Source organism: Ruegeria sp. AL3 (assembly GCF_056536065.1).
Genome location: NZ_JBQFJG010000001.1, coordinates 1,324,201 through 1,342,247 on the forward strand (window position 1 = coordinate 1,324,201; position 18,047 = coordinate 1,342,247).

The following is an 18,047-nucleotide window of genomic DNA, read 5'->3' on the forward strand; positions in this document are numbered from 1 at the left end:
ATAGCACCTTCAATCTTGCTGAGGCGCGCGACCTAGCGGATCGCCATCGTCCTGTCAATTTCAAGGTGCGTCTTCGACCACACCCACGATCGGCCCCAGCGAAAACCCGAGATCGGACCGATTGTTCGCGCGGTCATACATGCGAGAGATATTGCCATCGAAGAACAGCGCATTCGGAGTTTCCAGCACGTCGCGGAACAGACGGCCGAATTCGTGGAATGTGACGTAATCTTCGGAAATCGCGAACACCGCGCGGGTACCATCGGCGCTGGTGCCCACCCCGTTGCGCACATAGAGCGAAGTCGAATCGGGCAGGAACCGGGGGTGCAGGTCACCATCGATCACCAGCATCGGGCCGGATTGGCTGGCGAACCGGCAGTCGGGGGCCCGGTCGATGAAATCCAGCGTCTCGAACACGTCAGCGCGGCCCTCGCGGATGCAGAACACGCCGTTGGGCAGCAGGCCGAAGTTGCCGGGGCCGGGGTTGGAGATCACCCGCATGACCTCTTTGCCGTTCTCGACATAATGGCCCACGGGCGAACGGTCATCGTGGTACATGCCCGCGTTCATGGCAAAGGCCAGACGCTTGCCGCCGGGGGCCAGCGCCTCGTTCACCGACGAGAAATGCCCCAGCAGATCTCCGTTTTCGTCGTTGAGAAACAGGCGCAGGTCTTCGTTTTCCGCGTCGACCTCGCAGACGGTATAGCGCTTGTTATCATGGGTCAGCTTTTCGCAAGTGACCGCAGAGGCTTGTGCGGCCCAGACAACCGCGCCCAATGTGACGAATGCCCGGATCACTCGTCCAGATCGCGGCGCACCGCGTCCTGTTCGAACATGCGGCGGGTGTCGTCCAGACGGTCAAACGTGTCATCCAGGCGGAACCGAAGATCGGGCGAGAATTTCAGGCCGACCTTTTTGCCGACCATGCGCCGCAGTTCACTTTTGTTGCGGGCGAGCAGATCGATCACGTCCTCCTGCCCTTTGCCGCCCAAGGGCAGCACATAGGCGGTGGCGATTTTCAGATCGGGCGAGGTGCGCACCTCACCCACTGTGATCGACATGCGGTTCAGGTCGGGGTCGTGGACATCTCCGCGCGCCAGAACCTCGGACAGGGTGCGGCGGATCAGTTCGCCGACGCGCAGCTGTCGTTGGGACGGGCCGGGGCCATCGTGGAATTTGTTCTTTGCCATAATCCCCGATCTAAGCGCAAACCGGGGCTTTGCCAAGCGGGCGCGAACGGGGTAGGAGGCTTTGAGCAGTTTGCAGCAAGGGAATACCGCCATGACCCATATTCCGGGTATCGTCATCACAGGGGCTTCGGGCCGTATGGGGCAGATGCTGATCAAGACCGTAACCGACAGTGATCAGGCGCGTCTGGTCGGCGTGGTCGAGCGCACGGGGCATGACTGGGTCGGTCAGGATGTGGGCGAAGCCATGGGTGGCCAGGCGCTGGGCGTCAAAGTTACCGATGACCCGCTGGAAGCTTTTGCGCAGGCACAGGCGGTGATCGACTTTACCGCGCCCGAGGCGACGCTGGACTTTGCCGCTTTGGCCGCGCAGGCGCGTTGCGTGCATGTGATCGGCACGACCGGCATGACGGATGAGCAGATCGCCGCGCTGGAACCGGCCTCGCGCCACGCGGTGATCGTGCGGGCAGGGAACATGAGCCTTGGCGTCAACCTGCTGGTGCAACTGACCAAGAAAGTCGCGGCTGCACTGGATGAGGATTTTGATATCGAAATCATCGAAGGGCATCACCATCACAAGGTGGACGCACCATCCGGCACCGCGCTGATGCTGGGCGAGGCCGCCGCCGAGGGGCGTGGCGTCAAACTGTCGGATGTGGCCGACCGGGGGCGGGATGGCATCACCGGTGCGCGCAAGCGTGGTGACATTGGCTTCCACGCCATTCGCGGCGGAGACATCGTTGGTGAACATGACGTCCTGTTCGCCGCGCCCGGCGAGCGCATCGTTCTGCGCCATCTGGCCAGCGACCGCGCGATTTTTGCCCGCGGCGCGCTGAAGGCGGCGCTGTGGGGGCAGGGGAAGGCACCCGGCCAATATGACATGGTGGATGTGCTGGGTCTGTGAGCCATAGACGAAGCGGTCGCCGACGCTAAGCTTTGATTCATGAGGATTCGGCGCTCTGGACTGGCAACCGGCATTTTGCTTGCGGTGTTCTACCTGACACTGTTGCCATTCGTTGCGCATGGCGTTGAAATGATCGGCAAAGGCCTGTCGCAGGACGCTGCCCGGCACAGTTACTTGTTCGCTGATGGTGAGAATGTCGGCAATGCCGCGATGTTGGTACACATTCTGGCTGGTACTTTTCTGGTCGCACTCGTCCCGCTTCAACTGTTGAAGGGGCTGCGGCTCAAGTACAATCGATTTCACCGCATGTTGGGAGCCTGTCTGGTGGCGCTGGCATGGATCACCGGGCTGGCGGGCATGAGCTATATTCCCCTGCGCGGAACCATCGGTGGGCCGCTGATGTCTGCCGCCTTTTTTCTGTACGGGCTGTGTCTTTTCACGGCTGCGCTGATGGTGGCGCGCAGGGCTTTGGAAGGGGATCGCGCAGGCCATTGGGCATGGGGATTGCGGCTGTTCTGGCTGGCGTTGGGGTCGTGGCTTTACCGAGTCCACTATACGCTTTGGTATCTGCTGACCGGAGGGGTGGGGTCAGAGCCCGATTTCTCGGGCCCTTTTGATCTGGTGCAGAATTTCGCGTTCTTTGTGCCTTATCTGCTGGCCGTGCAGATCTGGATTGCGCGCCGGCGCCAGAGGCATCAGGGGGCGTTGGTCACAAATCCCTGACTTTGTCCGCCCGCAGCGGGCAGGCCAGATAAACGCCGAACTCTTTGCCGATATCGGCGCTGACCCGCGCGTGGACCCGGCCCTGACGATCCAGAAAACGCTGGTTGTCCTCGACCGGGAAAATCCCCTCGTGCCAGATGCCGGGATGGATATAGAGCCCCTTTGACCCGTCACACCAGAATGCCACCACCTTGTCCGGGGTCAGATTGTCGCCAGGCAGGGCCGCGGGCACGATGAAGGGCTTGTTGTCCAGCGGCCAGAACATCTGCCCGCCATCGGGGTGATAATTCATATGCCACAGCAACACCTGATCCCGCGGGGCCGTTTGCCGGTCGGTTTGCGCGTGCTGAGGGTCGGCGGACCAACCCAGCACGTAATGGCCTTTGACCGCCTCGTTCTCACCGTAAAGCACGTCACCCTGCCAATCGCATTTGAACGTGCCTTCAACCCAGCCGCCTTCGTCACCCGTGCCGTCGTCAATCGGTCGCCAGCCCTGCTGCGGCCAGCGTACGATCTCGATTTCAAAGGTCTCGGGGTCGTCGACCAAACAGCCGTACCCCCTAACCGTGTTGTCCGTCGCCCGGATCAGGGGAACCTCGTGCCACGGCAGGGATGGCTTGGAACTGGCCTCGAAGATGTACTCGGGTGCGGTCATGATGCCCCCAGGTGCTTGTCGACCATGCGCTGCACCATCGGTGCGAAATGGGCGAAATCCGGTGTCTCCATGTCCGCCCGTTTGCCGGCCTCATCCAGGTACCGGACTTGAATGATCTCTTTCAGGTTCGGATTGGATTCGAAGGCGGCGACTTCTTCGGCGCTCATCGGGCCGCCTTGCAGTTCCAAGGTATGGACCGAGGCGGCAGAGAGGCGGTTGAAATATTCGGGCTTGGTGGCGCAGAGATACCGTTTGGCGGCCACGTGATAGCGGCAGCAATCGGTGATGACCGAAGGGAAGAACTGTTCCAGCACCTCAGCACCCGCATCCTCGTGGTGGCGGTCTTCGGTATCATCGGGGTGGTAGGTTCCGAATTCGGACGTGAAATGGCCGATATCATGCAACAAGGCGCCGACGATGATCTCTTCAGGCTGGCCGTTCTGTTCGGCGATGGTGGCGCCTTGCAGCATGTGCTGGGCCATGGTGACGGGTTCGCCAAGATATTCCTCACCGCCGCGGCGTTCGAAGATATCCCCGATGAAGGCGACGATATTGTCCCGGTTCAGGGTCGAGAAATCGGGCTTCATTCCGCTGCCTCCGGCTGCGTCATCTTCATCGCCGCCAGTGTGGACAGCAGCCCGTCCTTGTCGGCATAGCATCCCTGCAACCAGCGCGAACCGGCACCGGAATAGCCCAGCCGTGCATGCAGGACACGGGTGTTGTCGACGATGAAACTTTCGCCCGGCTCCAGTTTGAACGACACGCCCATGGCCGGGTCGTCGATGATCTCGCCCAGTTGGCGGTAAGCCGCGTAATAGGCTTCCATCCTGTCGAAAGGCACGTCCACGAATGGCGCTGAGGAACGGTTGTTGAAGCGAATGCCAACCAGTTCTCCATCCGGCGACAATTCGATCATCGGACGGCGAGACCGCAGGCAGACACCGTCTGACCCCTTATATTCAAACCGCGCCGGGTAGCCTGCCAGCAGCGCAAAACCTTCGGGGTTCTGCGCACGCAGTTTTTCGGCAGCGCGAAAGCCGTCGACCACGATCGAGTCGCCGCCTTCGGCGCTGTTTTCCAGACAATAGAGGATTTGCAGCGTCGGCACAGGGTCGCGATAGGGGTTGTCGGTGTGGGCCTGCAAGCCAAGCCCGGTATAGGCGAGGTTGGTCGGGTTCACTTCCGTCCGAACTTCGAAATAAGGGCCATAGTTGGTTTCGCGGACATAGCCGAACAGGTCGGCCACTTTCAAAAGCGATTCTGGTTCGGTTGGCCCGCCCGTCAGCTTGGCAAAGCCGTAACTCGCCACAGACGCCAGCCAGTTGCGTTTGGTCGCAGGGCTGGCATGAACCTCGTTCCAGTCACCAGAGGGGGCGGCGATCCCGCCTTCCCAGGTGATGATGCCGGGGCCGGTGCGGCCCAGCGTATCGTCCCGTTCGCAATCATAGTTGTGTTCGACCAGCCATTCGGCCGGGAAGGTAACGGTTTTGTCTTCGGGCTGGAACGTGACCTGAAGGCCGCCCGCGACAACCTCGGCTGAACTGACCGAGATGTCAGCAGGGATATCGCCGATGGTGATCAGCCGCTGGCCGTTGCCCGGGGCGCGGGTTTCCGGGTCCAGCGCGTTGTCGCGCAACCAGACGGCGTGAAAGCGGGCTTGCGTTCCTGTGTCGAACGCGACGGTGACGATCGAAGTGTCATGGGTGGCGGTGCGCAGCATTTGGGGTCTCCTGTTCGGCGCGAGCTTTGGTTGAGCAGATACGCCGTTCATGGCATTACGACAATTAATCCTTATTTCGGCTGAGGCTTGGAAAATCTAATGGCTAAGAAAAAGATCGGGCTACCGCCACTGGACTGGCTGCGCGTGTTCGAGGCCGCGGGGCGTCTTGGTGGGTTCTCGGCAGCAGCCAAGGAATTCGGGCTGACGCAGGCCGCTGTCAGCCAGCGGATCGGCAACCTCGAAGCCTGGCTGGGCCGATCCTTGTTCGTGCGCGAGGCGCGGGGCGTGTCGCTGACGGTCGAAGGTGAAAGCTATCTGCCTTTGGTGCAGGACAGCCTTCGCGCGCTGGAGCGCAATACCGAGGACCTGTTTGGCAAATCCCCGCGCGAGTTGCGCGTGGCCGGCTTGTCGTCGAACATCCACGCACTGGTTCTGCCGGCGCTGACCCGGTTTCACGAGATGCAGCCAGGGGTTCGGGTGATGACCGACTCGGTCGCGCGCCGGTCGTCTTTGGACGAAGAACGAACCTGGCTGCAAATCCGATATGGTCGGGGCATCTGGGCCGGGCGTGATGCCGCCCTGATCGCGCCTGAGGTCCTTGCCCCCATGGCGCCGCCGGGTGTCGACTGGGGCGCCCAATTGATTGACCTGCGCGGAGAACGCCCCGGCTGGAGAGAGTGGAGCCAGAAAAACGGCCAGCAGGACCTGCCGCAATCAAAAATCAGTTTTGATTCGATGGAACATGCGATTTCGGCTGCGCAGCGCGGCATGGGTGTGGTTTTGGGATCGGTGCCCTTGGCCCTTGCCGACTTGCAAGAGGGTCGGTTGCGGCGGCTGGATTTACCCGAATTGCACACCAAAGACGGGTACTGGCTGACCTGGCCTGAAGACCGGGCGAAGTCCAGAAAACAACGGGCGCTGATCGAGGATTTCCTCAAGGCGCTGCGTGGTTGACCGTTCAGAAATCGATGGCGATGCCCTTCTTTTCCCAGTCACCGTAGCGGGCCGGGTCCGGTCCGTCTCGGCCACCCAGCTCTTTCGGCAATTCCCGGGCCTCGGCTTTGGCTTTGCGGCGGCGTTCTTCCGCTTCGGCCAGGGCGCGCTGGGCGGCGGGGGGCAAGTCTTTGCGGTCGTCACTCATGACATCGGGTTCCTTTCCTTGCGCAGTCTTGATATACGCCCGCGTCCGCTATTGGCAATGCGGGCGCAGGTCACATGAAGGCGGTACCATGTCTAACAGCGCGACAGCAGCACGGCGCAGCGCAATCTATCTTCTGGATCAGGTTCTGGGCGAAGGTCGCCTGCTGGCCGAGTGTCTGGCGGAGGGCGCAGTGGATCGGTTGGAACCCGAGGATCGCGCGCGTGCCCAGCGACTGGCGTTGGAAACACTGCGTGGGCTGGAACGGGCCGACCGCCTGCTGGCCAACCACCTGAACCGAACACCCGCTCTGACGGTCCACAACGCGCTGAGACTGGGTGCGGTCGAGCTTTGCAGCGGCGAAGCCGCCCATGGCGTCGTCAATTCCATGGTCGAGATCGTCAGCCGTTCGCGCAAGCATGGTCGCCTCAAGGGGTTGGTGAATGCCGTTCTGCGCAAGATTGCGGCAGAAGGCCCCGAGGCGTGGCCGAAGATGCGCGTTCCGCGTTTGCCGGACTGGTTGCGTGAACCGCTGATCGCAGCGTGGGGCACGGATGCCGTTACCGGAATGGAGCAGGCACATTTCGCGGGTGCGCCACTGGACCTTACCTTGAAACCCGGGGCGGAAGGCCCTTCAGGCGAGATCCTTCCGACCGGGTCGGTGCGGTTGCACGATGCGGGTCAGGTCTCGACCCTGCCGGGGTACAAGGCCGGAGACTGGTGGGTGCAGGATGCGGCGGCCGCATTGCCGGTTCGCGTTCTGGCCCCGAAGGCGGGCCAGAAAGTGCTGGATCTGTGTGCGGCGCCGGGTGGGAAAACGATGCAGCTTGCGGCCGCAGGGGCTGATGTCACGGCGCTAGACGTGTCGGAATCACGGATGGAACGGGTGCGCGAGAACCTTGCAAGGACCGGCCTCAGGGCGAAGGTCATCGTGGGCGATGCGCTGGAACACGAAGACCGGTACGACGCGATCCTGCTGGACGCGCCGTGCTCGGCCACGGGTACGATTCGCAGGCATCCTGACTTGCCGTTTGCCAAGGACGGTTCGGAATTCGGCGGCCTGATCGAGCTCCAGACGCGCATGTTGGCCCATGCGTGGGGCTTGCTCAAACCCGGTGGGCGCCTGGCCTATTGCACGTGTTCCCTGCTGCCGGACGAGGGGGAAGTTCAGGTTGAAGAGGCGCTGGGCATGTATTCGGACATGAGCGTGGATCGCGACGCGCTGAACGTACCCGGTGTCGAAACGGATTGGATCACCGAAGAAGGTGGCTTGCGATTGCGACCGGATTATTGGCCGGATCGGGGTGGTATGGACGGGTTCTATATCGCTTGTCTGACCAAATCCGTCTGAACGCACGCTTTTCGGTGACTTGACGATCGGCGCGGTCTATCGTTGGGTCTCAAGCGCCAGCAGAGCGCAAGGGGCAGAGTAACACGCGTCATGTCGAATTCAGACACCATGGCCAGTCGGTGGATGCGGTTTAAGAACCGTTTCTATGCGCGCCTGAGCCAGCGGCAAAAGGCGGTCACAGGGTTTGTTGCGCAACCGGATCCGCGCTCGGTGGGTTCGTTCGCACGTGGCCGGCAACTGGTTGCCGGAAATCTGTTGTTCGCGGGCTATCTGGTCGAGGCCGAAGATACCGGGCTTTGGGACGTCACCGCCCCCAGTGCCGGCTTTGACGAAGAACGTCACGGCTTTGCGTGGCTGGATGATCTGGCGGCGGTCGGAGACATGCGTGCGCGGGAAAAGGCGCAGCGCTGGGTGTGGGGATGGATCGAATCTCATGGCCGCGGGCAGGGGCCCGGCTGGGCGCCTGATCTGACCGGACGTCGGGTGATGCGCTGGATCAACCATGCGCTTTTTCTGCTGCGAGGGGCGGATGAAAAACAAAGCAAACTGTTTTTCCGCTCGCTGGCCCAGCAAACATGGTTCCTGTCCAAACGCTGGCATGCCGCGACCCCGGGACTGCCCCGGTTCGAGGCGCTGGCCGGACTGGTGCAGGCCGGGCTGGCGCTGGAGGGGCTGGAGCGAATGGCCGACCCGGCCCTGCGCGCCCTGGCCGGGGAATGCGACCGTCAGGTGGATGCGCAGGGCGGAATTCCAACCCGCAATCCGGAAGAATTGCTCGAGGTATTCACGCTGCTCAGCTGGACTTCGGCTGCGCTGAATGATCTTGGTCGCGGGACGCCTGCCGCTCAGGCCAATGCGATCAAACGGATCGCGCCGACCCTGCGCAGCCTGCGCCATGCGGATGGGGCCTTGGCGCGGTTCCATGGCGGTGGGCGCGGTGTCGAAGGGCGACTGGAACAGGCCCTTGCGCAAAGCGGCGTCAAGCACAAGGCAGCGACCGAACTGCCAATGGGCTATGCCCGTTTGTCTGCGGCGCGCACCACGGTGATCGTGGATGCCAGCATACCGCCGTCGGGGGCGGCCTCGTACAATGCGCATGCCTCTACTCTGGCGTTCGAGCTGACCTCGGGGCGGCGGCCGCTGATCGTGAATTGCGGGTCGGGGGCCAGTTTCGGGCTGGAATGGCGCCGCGCAGGACGGGCGACGCCGTCGCACTCGACGCTTTGCCTAGATGGGTTCTCAAGCGCCCGGCTGGCCAAACCGGTGCCGGGGCGTGAAGCGCAGGCGCTGGTGGACGCACCACAGGAGGTGCCCGTTGATTTCGAGGATGCGTTCGAGGGCATCCGCTTCATGGCGGGGCACGATGGATACGCAAAGGTCTTTGGTCTGACCCATGCGCGGACCTTTGAGTTGCGATTTGACGGGCGCGAGCTGACGGTCGAGGATATTCTGCTGACGGCGACCGACAAGGCAAAGCGTCAATTTGACAAGGCGATGGACGCTTCGGGCCTCAAAGGCATTGGCTATGACATCCGGTTTCACCTGCATCCGGATGTCGATGCGGCGCTGGATTTGGGCGGGGCGGCAGTGTCGATGGCGCTCAAAAGCGGTGAAATCTGGGTTTTCCGACATGACGGCGTTGGAAAATTGTCCGTCGAGCCAAGCGTTTACCTTGAAAAAGGGCGTTTGAAGCCACGCGCGACAAAACAGATCGTTCTATCCGGGCGCGCAATGGAGTATGCGACGCGCACCCGGTGGACTCTGAGCAAGGCACAGGACACAGCCTATGCCGTGCGCGATTCGCACCGGGACGAGCCCGAGTTAGACTGACGCCAAAAGGACCTTTGGACCCATGACCGATCTTCACCCCGTGCGCCGCGCGTTGCTTTCCGTATCCGACAAAACCGGGCTGATCGAGCTGGGCAAGGCGCTGGCCGAACGCGGGGTCGAGCTGCTGTCGACCGGCGGCACGGCCAAGGCGCTGCGCGATGCAGGGCTTGCGGTGAAGGATGTCAGCGAGATCACCGGCTTCCCCGAGATGATGGATGGCCGGGTCAAGACCCTGCACCCGATGGTGCATGGCGGGCTGCTGGCCCTGCGCGACAACGACACCCATGTTGCAGCCATGAACGAACACGGCATCGGTGCAATCGATCTGCTGGTTGTGAACCTCTATCCGTTTGAAGCAACCGTGGCCAAAGGCGCAGGTTACGATGAGTGCGTCGAGAATATCGACATCGGCGGTCCGGCGATGATCCGCGCGGCGGCCAAGAACCATGCGTTCGTAAATGTGGTCGTGGATGTTGAAGACTACGAAAAACTGCTGGGCGATATGGATCAGCACGACGGCGCGACCTGTCCGAAATTCCGCCGCAAGCTGGCGCAGAAAGCCTATGCCCGTACCGCCGCCTATGACACGGCAGTGTCCAACTGGCTGGCCGATGCGCTGGAGCTTGAAGCCCCCAAGCGCCGCGCGTTTGCCGGTGAATTGAAACAGACCTTGCGCTATGGCGAGAACAGCCATCAGCAGGCTGCGTTCTACACCGACGGCACCAATCGGCCCGGTGTGGCGACCGCGATCCAGCATCAGGGCAAGGAACTGAGCTACAACAACATCAATGACACGGATGCGGCCTTTGAACTGGTGGCCGAGTTTGACCCCACTGAGGGCGCCGCCTGTGCCATCATCAAGCACGCCAACCCCTGTGGCGTGGCAAGGGGTGCAACCCTGCTTGAGGCGTACAAGGCGGCATTCGATTGCGACCGCACCTCGGCCTTTGGCGGGATCGTGGCGTTGAATCAGCCCCTGGACGCCGAAACCGCGCAGGAGATCACCGGGATTTTCACCGAAGTCGTGATCGCTCCCGGCGCATCGGATGAGGCCAAGGCAATCTTTGCCGCCAAGAAAAACCTGCGCCTGCTGACAACCGAAGCTTTGCCGGATGTGGCCGCCGGCGGGAAAACCGTGCGTCAGGTGGCTGGCGGGTTGCTGGTGCAGGACAAGGACAACGGCTTTGTCGGCTTGGATGATCTGAAGGTTGTGACCAAGAAGGCCCCGACCGACGAACAGATGCGTGACCTTTTGTTCGCGTGGAAAGTGGCCAAACACGTCAAATCCAACGCCATCGTCTATGTCAAAGACGGCGCCACCGTCGGCGTCGGCGCGGGCCAGATGAGCCGTGTGGACTCGGCCCTGATCGCCGCCAAGAAAGCCGAGCGCATGGCCGACGCGCTGGGCTTGGCCCAACCGTTGACCATCGGCTCTGCCGTGGCCTCGGACGCGTTCTTCCCCTTCCCTGACGGGCTGATGGAAGCGGCCGAGGCAGGTGCAACCTGCGTCATTCAACCGGGCGGATCCATGCGGGATGACGAAGTGATCGCCGCTGCGGATGAGGCCGGATTGGCCATGGTCTTCACCGGCATGCGCCATTTCCGTCACTGATGCGGTCACGCCTGCTTCTCTGGGCGGCCTTGGCCGCCTTTGCGATCGATCAGATCAGCAAATATCTGGTCGTTCATGTCATGCGCGTGGCCGATCAGCCCGGCGGCATTGATGTTGTGCCACCGCTTCTGGTGTTCAAATACGGCGAGAACCGGGGAATCAATTTCGGCCTGTTCCAAGGAAATTCGGAGGCTGCGCGCTGGATTCTGATCGGTATTTCCGTGGCGATCTGTGTCGGCGTGCTTGTCTGGCTCAGCCGTGCAGCCCATTCGGGGCTGATGCTGTTTTGCGGTGGCCTGCTGATCGGCGGTGCGCTGGCGAATGTGGTGGATCGGGTTCTTTACGGCTTTGTTCTGGATTTCCTGAACATGTCCTGTTGCGGCATCAACAATCCGTTTGTTTTCAACCTCGCAGATGTCTTCATATTTGCAGGAGCCATCGGGCTGGTGCTGTTTGACGGCAAAAAGGCCTCGTGACGCGCGGAATGATATGCGATAAAAGCGCCTGAAACAGGCTGGAGACACCAATGCGGATGCCGCGCGCCCTATTTGTTTTGACTGTTGCCGCTGCGGTTGCGGCGTGTTCGAATCCCGGTCTGCGGGATCTGGCGCCTCCAGGCCCGGGGCCGGATGAGTTTTCTGTGTTGCCGGTCAAGCCGCTGACCCAACCTCAGGACTATGCCTTCTTGCCTGCACCTACGCCGGGTGGCGCGAACCTGACGGATCCGAACCCAAATGCCGATGCGGTGGCTGCGCTGGGCGGCAATGCTGCTGCGCTGAATCCGAACGCGTCTGTGCCATCCTCGGATGCAGCGCTTGTCACGGCTTCCAGTCGATATGGTGTTTCTCCCGATGCGCGGCAGGTGGTCGAGGCTGATGACGCCGCGTTCCGCAAACGCCGGGGGCGCTGGACCGGCCTGCGTCTGTTCCCGGTCGACCGCTATGGTCAGGTTTACGAAAAACAATCGATCGATCCGTTCGCGGAAACGGAAGCCGCCCGTCGGGCCGGGATCGAAACCCCTTCTTCGCCGCCGGGTGAATAATTCTTAACTTTCCGTCATCGGGCTTGAACCCGGGCCACGTCACCGTAGTTTGAATACCAGAAACGAAACGGAGGATGCCCTATGGTTCGGGCCCTGGCCTTGTCGGCTGCCCTGATCGCTGCCGCCCCGGTATTTGCCGAGGACGGGAAAGAAGCGGTCACCACATTCACATTGGACAACGGCATGGATGTCGTCGTGGTCGAAGACCACCGTGCCCCGGTCGTGCAGCATATGGTCTGGTACCGGGCCGGATCCGCTGATGAGCCGATCGGATCATCCGGCGTGGCGCATTTCCTGGAACACCTGCTGTTCAAAGGCACCGACACGCTGGCCCCGGGAGAGTTCTCTGCCACCGTTGCTGCCAATGGCGGCAACGACAACGCCTTCACCTCGTATGACTACACCGCCTATTTTCAGCGTGTCGCCGCCGACAGGCTTGAGCTGATGATGCGGATGGAATCCGACCGGATGCGGAACCTCCGGCTGAGCGAAGAGGACATTCTGACCGAACGCGACGTGATTCTCGAGGAACGAAACCAGCGCACCGAAAACAACCCGCGCGCCCTGTTCGGCGAACAGATGAGCGCGGCCCAGTATCTGAACCACCGCTACGGCGTGCCGATCATCGGCTGGATGCACGAGATGGAGGATCTGGACATGGAGGACGCGCTGTCGTTCTACCAGACCCATTATGCGCCCAACAACGCCATTCTGGTGGTCACGGGCGATGTCGATCCCGCTGAAGTCCGCTCGCTTGCCGATCAGTATTACGGTGTGATTCCCGCCAACCCGGACCTGCCCGAGCGGGTTCGGTCCCAAGAGCCGCCGCAAACGGCCGAGCGTCGCCTGACCTTCAAAGACCCGCGCGTGGCCCAGCCTTACGTTCAGCGCAGCTATCTGGCCCCGGAACGCGATCCGGGCGAACAGGAAAAAGCGGCGGCTCTGTTTCTGCTGGCCGAGTTGCTGGGCGGCAGCACGACGTCTTTCCTGAACGAAAAGTTGCAGTTTGATCAGCAAAAGGCCGTCTATGCCGGAGCGTTCTATCGCGGTGTTTCGCTGGATGACACGACCTTTGATCTGATCGTCGTTCCGGCCGAGGGTGTTTCCCTGCAAGAGGCTGAAGACGCCATGGACCAGGCCGTGGCCGACTTCATCGCCGAAGGTGTGAACGAAGACGATCTTGAGCGCATCAAGATGCAGCTGCGCGCCGCCCAGACCTATGCGCGCGACAACGTGGACGGCATCGGCAACCGCTATGGCCGGGCCCTGACAAGCGGCCTGACGGTCGAAGATGTTCAGGCCTGGCCCGAAATTCTTCAGGCCGTGACCGGGGATGAGATCATCGCCGCGGCCCGCGAAGTTCTGCAACCCGAGGCATCGGTCACAGGCTGGCTGATGCGCGATGACGAGGTGACGCAATGAAACGGTTTGTTGCAACGCTGATTGCCTGCCTGGTCGCCCTGCCGGCTTTGGCCGAGATCGAGATCGAAGAAGTGACCTCGCCCGGTGGTATCAAAGCCTGGCTGGTCGAGGATCATTCCATCCCATTCACCGCGCTGGAGTTGCGGTTCCGTGGTGGCACGTCGCTGGACGACCCTGACAAACGCGGCGCGGTCAACCTGATGAGCGGGCTGATCGAAGAAGGCGCGGGCGACATGGATGCGCGGACCTATGCCCGCGACGATTCAGTTTCGATTTCCGCGCGTTTTCTGTCCGAAAACCGGGATGAAGTGGTCGATTTGCTGCGCACGACGATCCACGAACCGCGTTTTGATCAGGATGCGGTTGACCGCGTGCGCGCGCAGGTTTTGTCGGGCCTGCGCTCGGACCAGACTGACCCGAACGAACTCGCAGGCCTCACCTTTGCGCAGATGGCCTACGGCGATCACCCCTACGGATCCGAGGGGAAAGGCACCATCGAAAGCGTCTCGGCCCTGACCCGCGATGACGTGGTCGCGGCTTACAAAGGCGTGTTCGCCAAGGATCGTCTGTATGTGGGGGCCGTCGGCGATATCACGGCTGAGGAACTGGGTACCCTGCTTGATACCCTGCTTGGCGACTTGCCGGACACCGGCAAGCCCATCCCGGGCAAGGCCCAGGTGAACATTCCCGGCGGCGTCAGTGTTGTCGAATTCGACACGCCTCAGTCCGTGGCCTTGTTCGGTCAGGCCGGGATTGATCGGGATGACCCGGATTTCTTTGCGGCCTTCGTTCTGAACCACATTCTTGGCGGGGGCGGGTTTGAAAGCCGGCTGATGCAGGAGGTGCGCGAAAAGCGCGGCCTGACCTATGGGGTCGGGACCTATCTGGTGCCCAAGGATCTGGCTTCGGTCTATCTCGGGTCCGTGTCCTCGGCCAATGACCGTATCGCCGAAGCCGTCGACGTAATTCGCGATGAATGGGCGCGCGCGGCCACTGAGGGTGTGACGCAAGAGGAACTTGACGACGCCAAGACCTATCTGACCGGCGCCTATCCGCTGCGGTTCGATGGCAATGGTCAGATTGCCTCGATCATGGTCGGAATGCAGATGGAAGGCCTGCCGATCGACTATATCGCCACCCGCAATGACAAGGTGAACGCGGTGACATTGGAAGATGTCAACCGCATTGCTGCCGAACTGCTTGACCCGGACGGTTTGCACTTTGTCGTCGTTGGCAAGCCGGTGGGCCTGGAAACAACGAACTGAACCTTTCGGGGGTAAGCTGCGGCTTACCCCTTTTTCATGCTGCGCAGCATGTCTCCCATCATCTGGCCGAACTGGCCCGAGCCGCGCTGATACAACGCCCCGTCCACCGCCAGAACCGTACCGCTGATATAGCTGGCCATGTCCGAGGCCAGAAACAGGCAGGCATTGGCTACGTCCTGCGGGGTGCCCCAGCGGCCCAGCGGCACGTCCCGGCGCAGCTGCTCGCCCGCGTCTGGGGTGGGGGCCAGCCGTTTCGCGCCTTCGGTGCCCTCGATGAAGCCAGGCACCACCGAGTTCACCCGGATGCCTTCCACACCCCATTCCATCGACAGGGTGCGGGTGATCTGATCGACGCCCGCCTTCGCGGCACAGACATGGGCCTGGCCCTCGTAGGGCAGGTAGGATTGCGGCGCCGAGATGTTGATGATGTTGCCGCCGGGCCGTTTCAGATAGGGATAGGCGCCTTTCAGCACATGCACGGTGCCCATCAGGTCGATTTCGACCACGGTGCGGAAGGCGTTGGCCGACATTTCCGCCATCAGCGCCGGGAAGTTGCCCGCCGCCCCCGAAACCAGCACGTCGAAATCACCGAGCGCCGCGTGGAACTGTTTCAGCCCCTCCGCGACCGCTTCGGCATCACGCACGTCAAAGGCCGCGCCGATCGCCTCGGCCGCGCCTGCCGCCTTCAGCGCAGCGACGGTGTCATCCACCTTGTCCTGCGAGCGGCTGGCCACGGCCAGTTTCGCGCCCGAGGCCGCGAAGGCCTCGGCGATGCCCCGGTTGATGCCACTGGTGCCACCGATGACGATGACGGTTTTTCCCGAAAAATCCATGTAGGCCTCCCTTGGCGGGAGCCCTACTCGCCGTAGGGCACCCAGATGTTTTTCACTTCGGTCGAAGCCTGAAGGAAGCGGCGGGAATGGTCCATGCCCCAATCGAATGCCGTCGCGTTATTCACCCAGGTCCGTTTCAGGTTCCCGGCCGAGACGACCTCGATCTGCGCCGACAGGTCCGTCGATGAGAACGACCACACCGCGTCCACGTTCAGGTGCGAGGCCAGCGGTTTGGCCAGTTCCGCGTGGCTGCCCGTCAGGATGTTGACCACGCCTGCGGGCACGTCCGAGGTGTCCAGCACCTGATAGAAATCGGTCGCCGCCAGCGGGTAGGGCTCGGACGCCACCAGAACCACCCGGTTGCCCATCGCGATCGCCGGGGCCATGGCCGAGACCAGACCCAGCAGCGGCGCCTCGTCGGCGCACAGCGCGCCGATCACGCCCACCGGTTCCTTCATCGCAATCGCCACGCCCCGGATCGGAACGCCATGCACCTGGCCGTCATACTTGTCGGCCCAGGCGGCGGCGGTGAACAGGCGCTGGATCGCGGCGTCAACCTCTTTCGCGCCTTCCTTGCGACCGGTCATGGCGTCGATACGCGCGGCGAACTCGTCAGCACGGGCCGACAGGTTCTCGCCGATGTAATACAGGATCTGCGCGCGCAGATGGCCGGTGGTCTTGGACCAGCCCTTGGCCCCCGCCGCGGCCTCAACCGCGTTGCGCACGTCCTTGCGGTTGGCCAGACCCACATGGCCCAGCAGGCCCGCCTTGCCCCAGACCGGTTTCGAATATCCACCATCGGGTCGCGCCTGCTTGCCGCCGACATACATCTTGGCGGTGCGATCAATCGGGTCGATCGGTGCCCCTTCGCCCATGGCTGCCTCGACCTTTGTCAGCGGCTTGGCCTTGCCCTTAGGTCTGGTATACGCGGCCAGCCCTTCCCAGCCGCCTTCGCGGCCAAAGCCGCTTTCGCGCACGCCGCCAAAGCCCGCGGCCGCGTCGAACAGGTTGGTGGCATTGACCCAGACCACGCCCGCGACCAGCTTGGGTGCGATGTCCAGTGCAAGGTTTACGTTTTCGGTCCAGACCGTGGCCGCCAATCCATAACGGGTGTTGTTGGCCAGTTCGACCGCCTCGGCCGGGGTGCGGAAGGTCGACGAGACCAGAACCGGGCCGAATATCTCCTCCTGCATCAACGGGTCCGAGGTTTCGAGCCCGGTGATCAGCGTCGGCGGGTAGTAGCAGCCATTTGCGGGCAATTCGCAGGCAGCCTGATGCACATGGCCCACCGTATTGCTGTCGACCATGGAGGTGATCGTCTGCAACTGAACCGGATCCACCACGGCACCCACGTCGATGCATTTGTCCAGCGGGTTGCCGATGCGCAGCGTGTCCATGCGGGCGCGCAGCTTGGCATAGAAGCGCTCGGCAATGCCCTCTTGCACCAACAGGCGCGAGCCCGCGCAGCAGACCTGGCCCTGATTGAACCAGATCGCATCGACCAGACCTTCGATGGCTGAGTCGATATCGGCGTCGTCGAAGACGATATAAGGCGACTTGCCGCCCAGCTCGAGCGTGAGGGACTTGCCCGACCCGGCGGTGGTCTCGCGGATGCGGCGACCCACTACGGTCGAGCCGGTAAAGGCGATCTTGTCCACGTCTGCGGCCACGATCATCTCGCCCACCGCGCCGTCGCCGGTGACGATGTTGACCACGCCCTTGGGCAGGCCAGCCTGCATGCAGATATCGGCAAACAGCAGCGCTGTCAGCGAGGTGTATTCGGCCGGTTTCAGAACCACCGTGTTGCCCATGGCCAACGCTGGGGCCACTTTCCACGCCAGCATCAGCAGCGGGAAGTTCCACGGGATGATCTGGCCGCAGACCCCCAGCGCCTGTGCGTCGGGCAGCTCGGTTTCCATCAGCTGGGCCATTCCCGCGTGATAGTAGAAATGCCGCTGCACCAGCGGAATGTCGATGTCGCGCGATTCCCGGATCGGCTTGCCGTTGTCCAGCGTTTCCAGCACTGCGAACAGGCGGGCATGCTTCTGTATCAGCCGCGCGATGGCATAGAGGTATCGGGCGCGGGCGGGGCCGCCCAGCTTTTCCCATTTGGGCTGGGCCTTGCGGGCGGCGGCAACGGCGGCGTCCACATCGGCCTGTGTGGCCTGGGTCAGCTTGGCCAGAACCTCGCCCGTGGCCGGGTTGCGGCTTTCAAACCCTTTGCCGGGCTTGGTGAAGGCGCCGTCGATGAAATGGCCGAACGTGTCGCCCTGATCGACCAGCCATGCCAGGGCCTCGGCGGCGCTTTCCGGGGCGGGTCCGTATTCCATGGTCTCGAAAATCTCTTTGACTGTCATTTTTCCTG

18 protein-coding genes are annotated in these 18,047 nt (G+C 62.4%); 10 read left to right on the forward strand and 8 right to left on the reverse strand.

What is annotated here, in order from left to right; all coding sequences use genetic code 11:
* Positions 1 to 60 precede the first annotated feature (60 nt).
* Together ACR3E6_RS06645 and rbfA are read right to left on the reverse strand one after the other, a co-directional pair.
* Positions 61 to 798: a phosphodiester glycosidase family protein gene (locus tag ACR3E6_RS06645; protein ID WP_480486389.1), complete on the reverse strand. Its 738-nt coding sequence runs from the start codon at positions 796 to 798 to the stop codon at positions 61 to 63.
* The gene (gene rbfA, locus ACR3E6_RS06650) at positions 795 to 1,190 is read right to left on the reverse strand and encodes a 30S ribosome-binding factor RbfA (protein ID WP_152459376.1); all 396 of its coding nucleotides are present in this window, start codon (positions 1,188 to 1,190) and stop codon (positions 795 to 797) included. The genes ACR3E6_RS06645 and rbfA overlap by 4 nt, the downstream gene beginning before the upstream one ends.
* A gap of 91 nt (positions 1,191 to 1,281) precedes the next feature.
* Here rbfA and dapB point away from each other — a divergent pair, with 91 nt between their 5' ends.
* Positions 1,282 to 2,091: a 4-hydroxy-tetrahydrodipicolinate reductase gene (gene dapB / locus ACR3E6_RS06655; RefSeq protein ID WP_171363421.1), complete on the forward strand. Its 810-nt coding sequence runs from the start codon at positions 1,282 to 1,284 to the stop codon at positions 2,089 to 2,091.
* 39 nt (positions 2,092 to 2,130) lie between these two features.
* Entirely contained in the window at positions 2,131 to 2,814 is a 684-nt protein-coding gene (locus tag ACR3E6_RS06660; protein WP_480486392.1) for a DUF2306 domain-containing protein, read from the forward strand.
* Here ACR3E6_RS06660 and ACR3E6_RS06665 read toward each other — a convergent pair.
* From ACR3E6_RS06665 to tmpA, 3 genes are read right to left on the reverse strand one after another with little or no spacing between them, the layout of a single operon-like run.
* A complete protein-coding gene (locus tag ACR3E6_RS06665; RefSeq protein WP_171724678.1) occupies positions 2,801 to 3,469 on the reverse strand; it encodes an ureidoglycolate lyase in 669 nt (222 codons plus the stop codon). The genes ACR3E6_RS06660 and ACR3E6_RS06665 overlap by 14 nt on opposite strands.
* Positions 3,466 to 4,056, reverse strand: coding sequence for a (R)-1-hydroxy-2-trimethylaminoethylphosphonate oxygenase (tmpB, locus tag ACR3E6_RS06670; protein ID WP_171117191.1), 591 nt, complete (start codon positions 4,054 to 4,056; stop codon positions 3,466 to 3,468). Before tmpB ends, ACR3E6_RS06665 begins: the two co-directional genes overlap by 4 nt.
* Positions 4,053 to 5,189, reverse strand: coding sequence for a 2-trimethylaminoethylphosphonate dioxygenase (tmpA, locus tag ACR3E6_RS06675; protein ID WP_480486395.1), 1,137 nt, complete (start codon positions 5,187 to 5,189; stop codon positions 4,053 to 4,055). The genes tmpB and tmpA overlap by 4 nt, the downstream gene beginning before the upstream one ends.
* Positions 5,190 to 5,288: 99 nt before the next feature.
* On the opposite strand from tmpA, the gene ACR3E6_RS06680 reads away from it, so the two are divergent.
* A complete protein-coding gene (locus ACR3E6_RS06680; protein WP_171637293.1) occupies positions 5,289 to 6,143 on the forward strand; it encodes a LysR family transcriptional regulator in 855 nt (284 codons plus the stop codon).
* A 4-nt stretch (positions 6,144 to 6,147) separates the two neighbouring features.
* Here ACR3E6_RS06680 and ACR3E6_RS06685 read toward each other — a convergent pair whose 3' ends face one another.
* A complete protein-coding gene (locus ACR3E6_RS06685) occupies positions 6,148 to 6,330 on the reverse strand; it encodes a DUF1674 domain-containing protein (RefSeq protein WP_152459369.1) in 183 nt (60 codons plus the stop codon).
* 88 nt (positions 6,331 to 6,418) lie between these two features.
* Here ACR3E6_RS06685 and ACR3E6_RS06690 point away from each other — a divergent pair, with 88 nt between their 5' ends.
* The 7 genes from ACR3E6_RS06690 (at position 6,419) to ACR3E6_RS06720 (ending at position 14,849) form a co-directional block, all read left to right on the forward strand.
* Positions 6,419 to 7,678, forward strand: coding sequence for an RsmB/NOP family class I SAM-dependent RNA methyltransferase (locus tag ACR3E6_RS06690; protein ID WP_480486397.1), 1,260 nt, complete (start codon positions 6,419 to 6,421; stop codon positions 7,676 to 7,678).
* 90 nt (positions 7,679 to 7,768) lie between these two features.
* On the forward strand, positions 7,769 to 9,508 hold the full coding sequence (locus ACR3E6_RS06695) for a heparinase II/III family protein (RefSeq protein WP_480486399.1): 1,740 nt from the start codon (positions 7,769 to 7,771) through the stop codon (positions 9,506 to 9,508).
* Between the two features lie 22 nt (positions 9,509 to 9,530).
* Positions 9,531 to 11,120, forward strand: coding sequence for a bifunctional phosphoribosylaminoimidazolecarboxamide formyltransferase/IMP cyclohydrolase (gene purH / locus ACR3E6_RS06700; protein WP_171637285.1), 1,590 nt, complete (start codon positions 9,531 to 9,533; stop codon positions 11,118 to 11,120).
* On the forward strand, positions 11,120 to 11,596 hold the full coding sequence (lspA, locus tag ACR3E6_RS06705; protein WP_171637283.1) for a signal peptidase II: 477 nt from the start codon (positions 11,120 to 11,122) through the stop codon (positions 11,594 to 11,596). The genes purH and lspA overlap by 1 nt, the downstream gene beginning before the upstream one ends.
* A 50-nt stretch (positions 11,597 to 11,646) precedes the next feature.
* Positions 11,647 to 12,162, forward strand: coding sequence for a DUF3035 domain-containing protein (locus ACR3E6_RS06710; protein ID WP_171637281.1), 516 nt, complete (start codon positions 11,647 to 11,649; stop codon positions 12,160 to 12,162).
* Between the two features lie 81 nt (positions 12,163 to 12,243).
* On the forward strand, positions 12,244 to 13,584 hold the full coding sequence (locus ACR3E6_RS06715) for a M16 family metallopeptidase (RefSeq protein ID WP_480486401.1): 1,341 nt from the start codon (positions 12,244 to 12,246) through the stop codon (positions 13,582 to 13,584).
* Positions 13,581 to 14,849, forward strand: coding sequence for a M16 family metallopeptidase (locus ACR3E6_RS06720; protein ID WP_480486403.1), 1,269 nt, complete (start codon positions 13,581 to 13,583; stop codon positions 14,847 to 14,849). The genes ACR3E6_RS06715 and ACR3E6_RS06720 overlap by 4 nt, the downstream gene beginning before the upstream one ends.
* 23 nt (positions 14,850 to 14,872) lie before the next feature.
* Here ACR3E6_RS06720 and ACR3E6_RS06725 read toward each other — a convergent pair whose 3' ends face one another.
* Both ACR3E6_RS06725 and ACR3E6_RS06730 read right to left on the reverse strand, forming a co-directional pair.
* A complete protein-coding gene (locus tag ACR3E6_RS06725; protein WP_171637275.1) occupies positions 14,873 to 15,682 on the reverse strand; it encodes an SDR family oxidoreductase in 810 nt (269 codons plus the stop codon).
* Between the two features lie 23 nt (positions 15,683 to 15,705).
* The gene (locus ACR3E6_RS06730) at positions 15,706 to 18,039 is read right to left on the reverse strand and encodes an aldehyde dehydrogenase family protein (RefSeq protein ID WP_480486405.1); all 2,334 of its coding nucleotides are present in this window, start codon (positions 18,037 to 18,039) and stop codon (positions 15,706 to 15,708) included.
* Positions 18,040 to 18,047 lie beyond the last annotated feature (8 nt).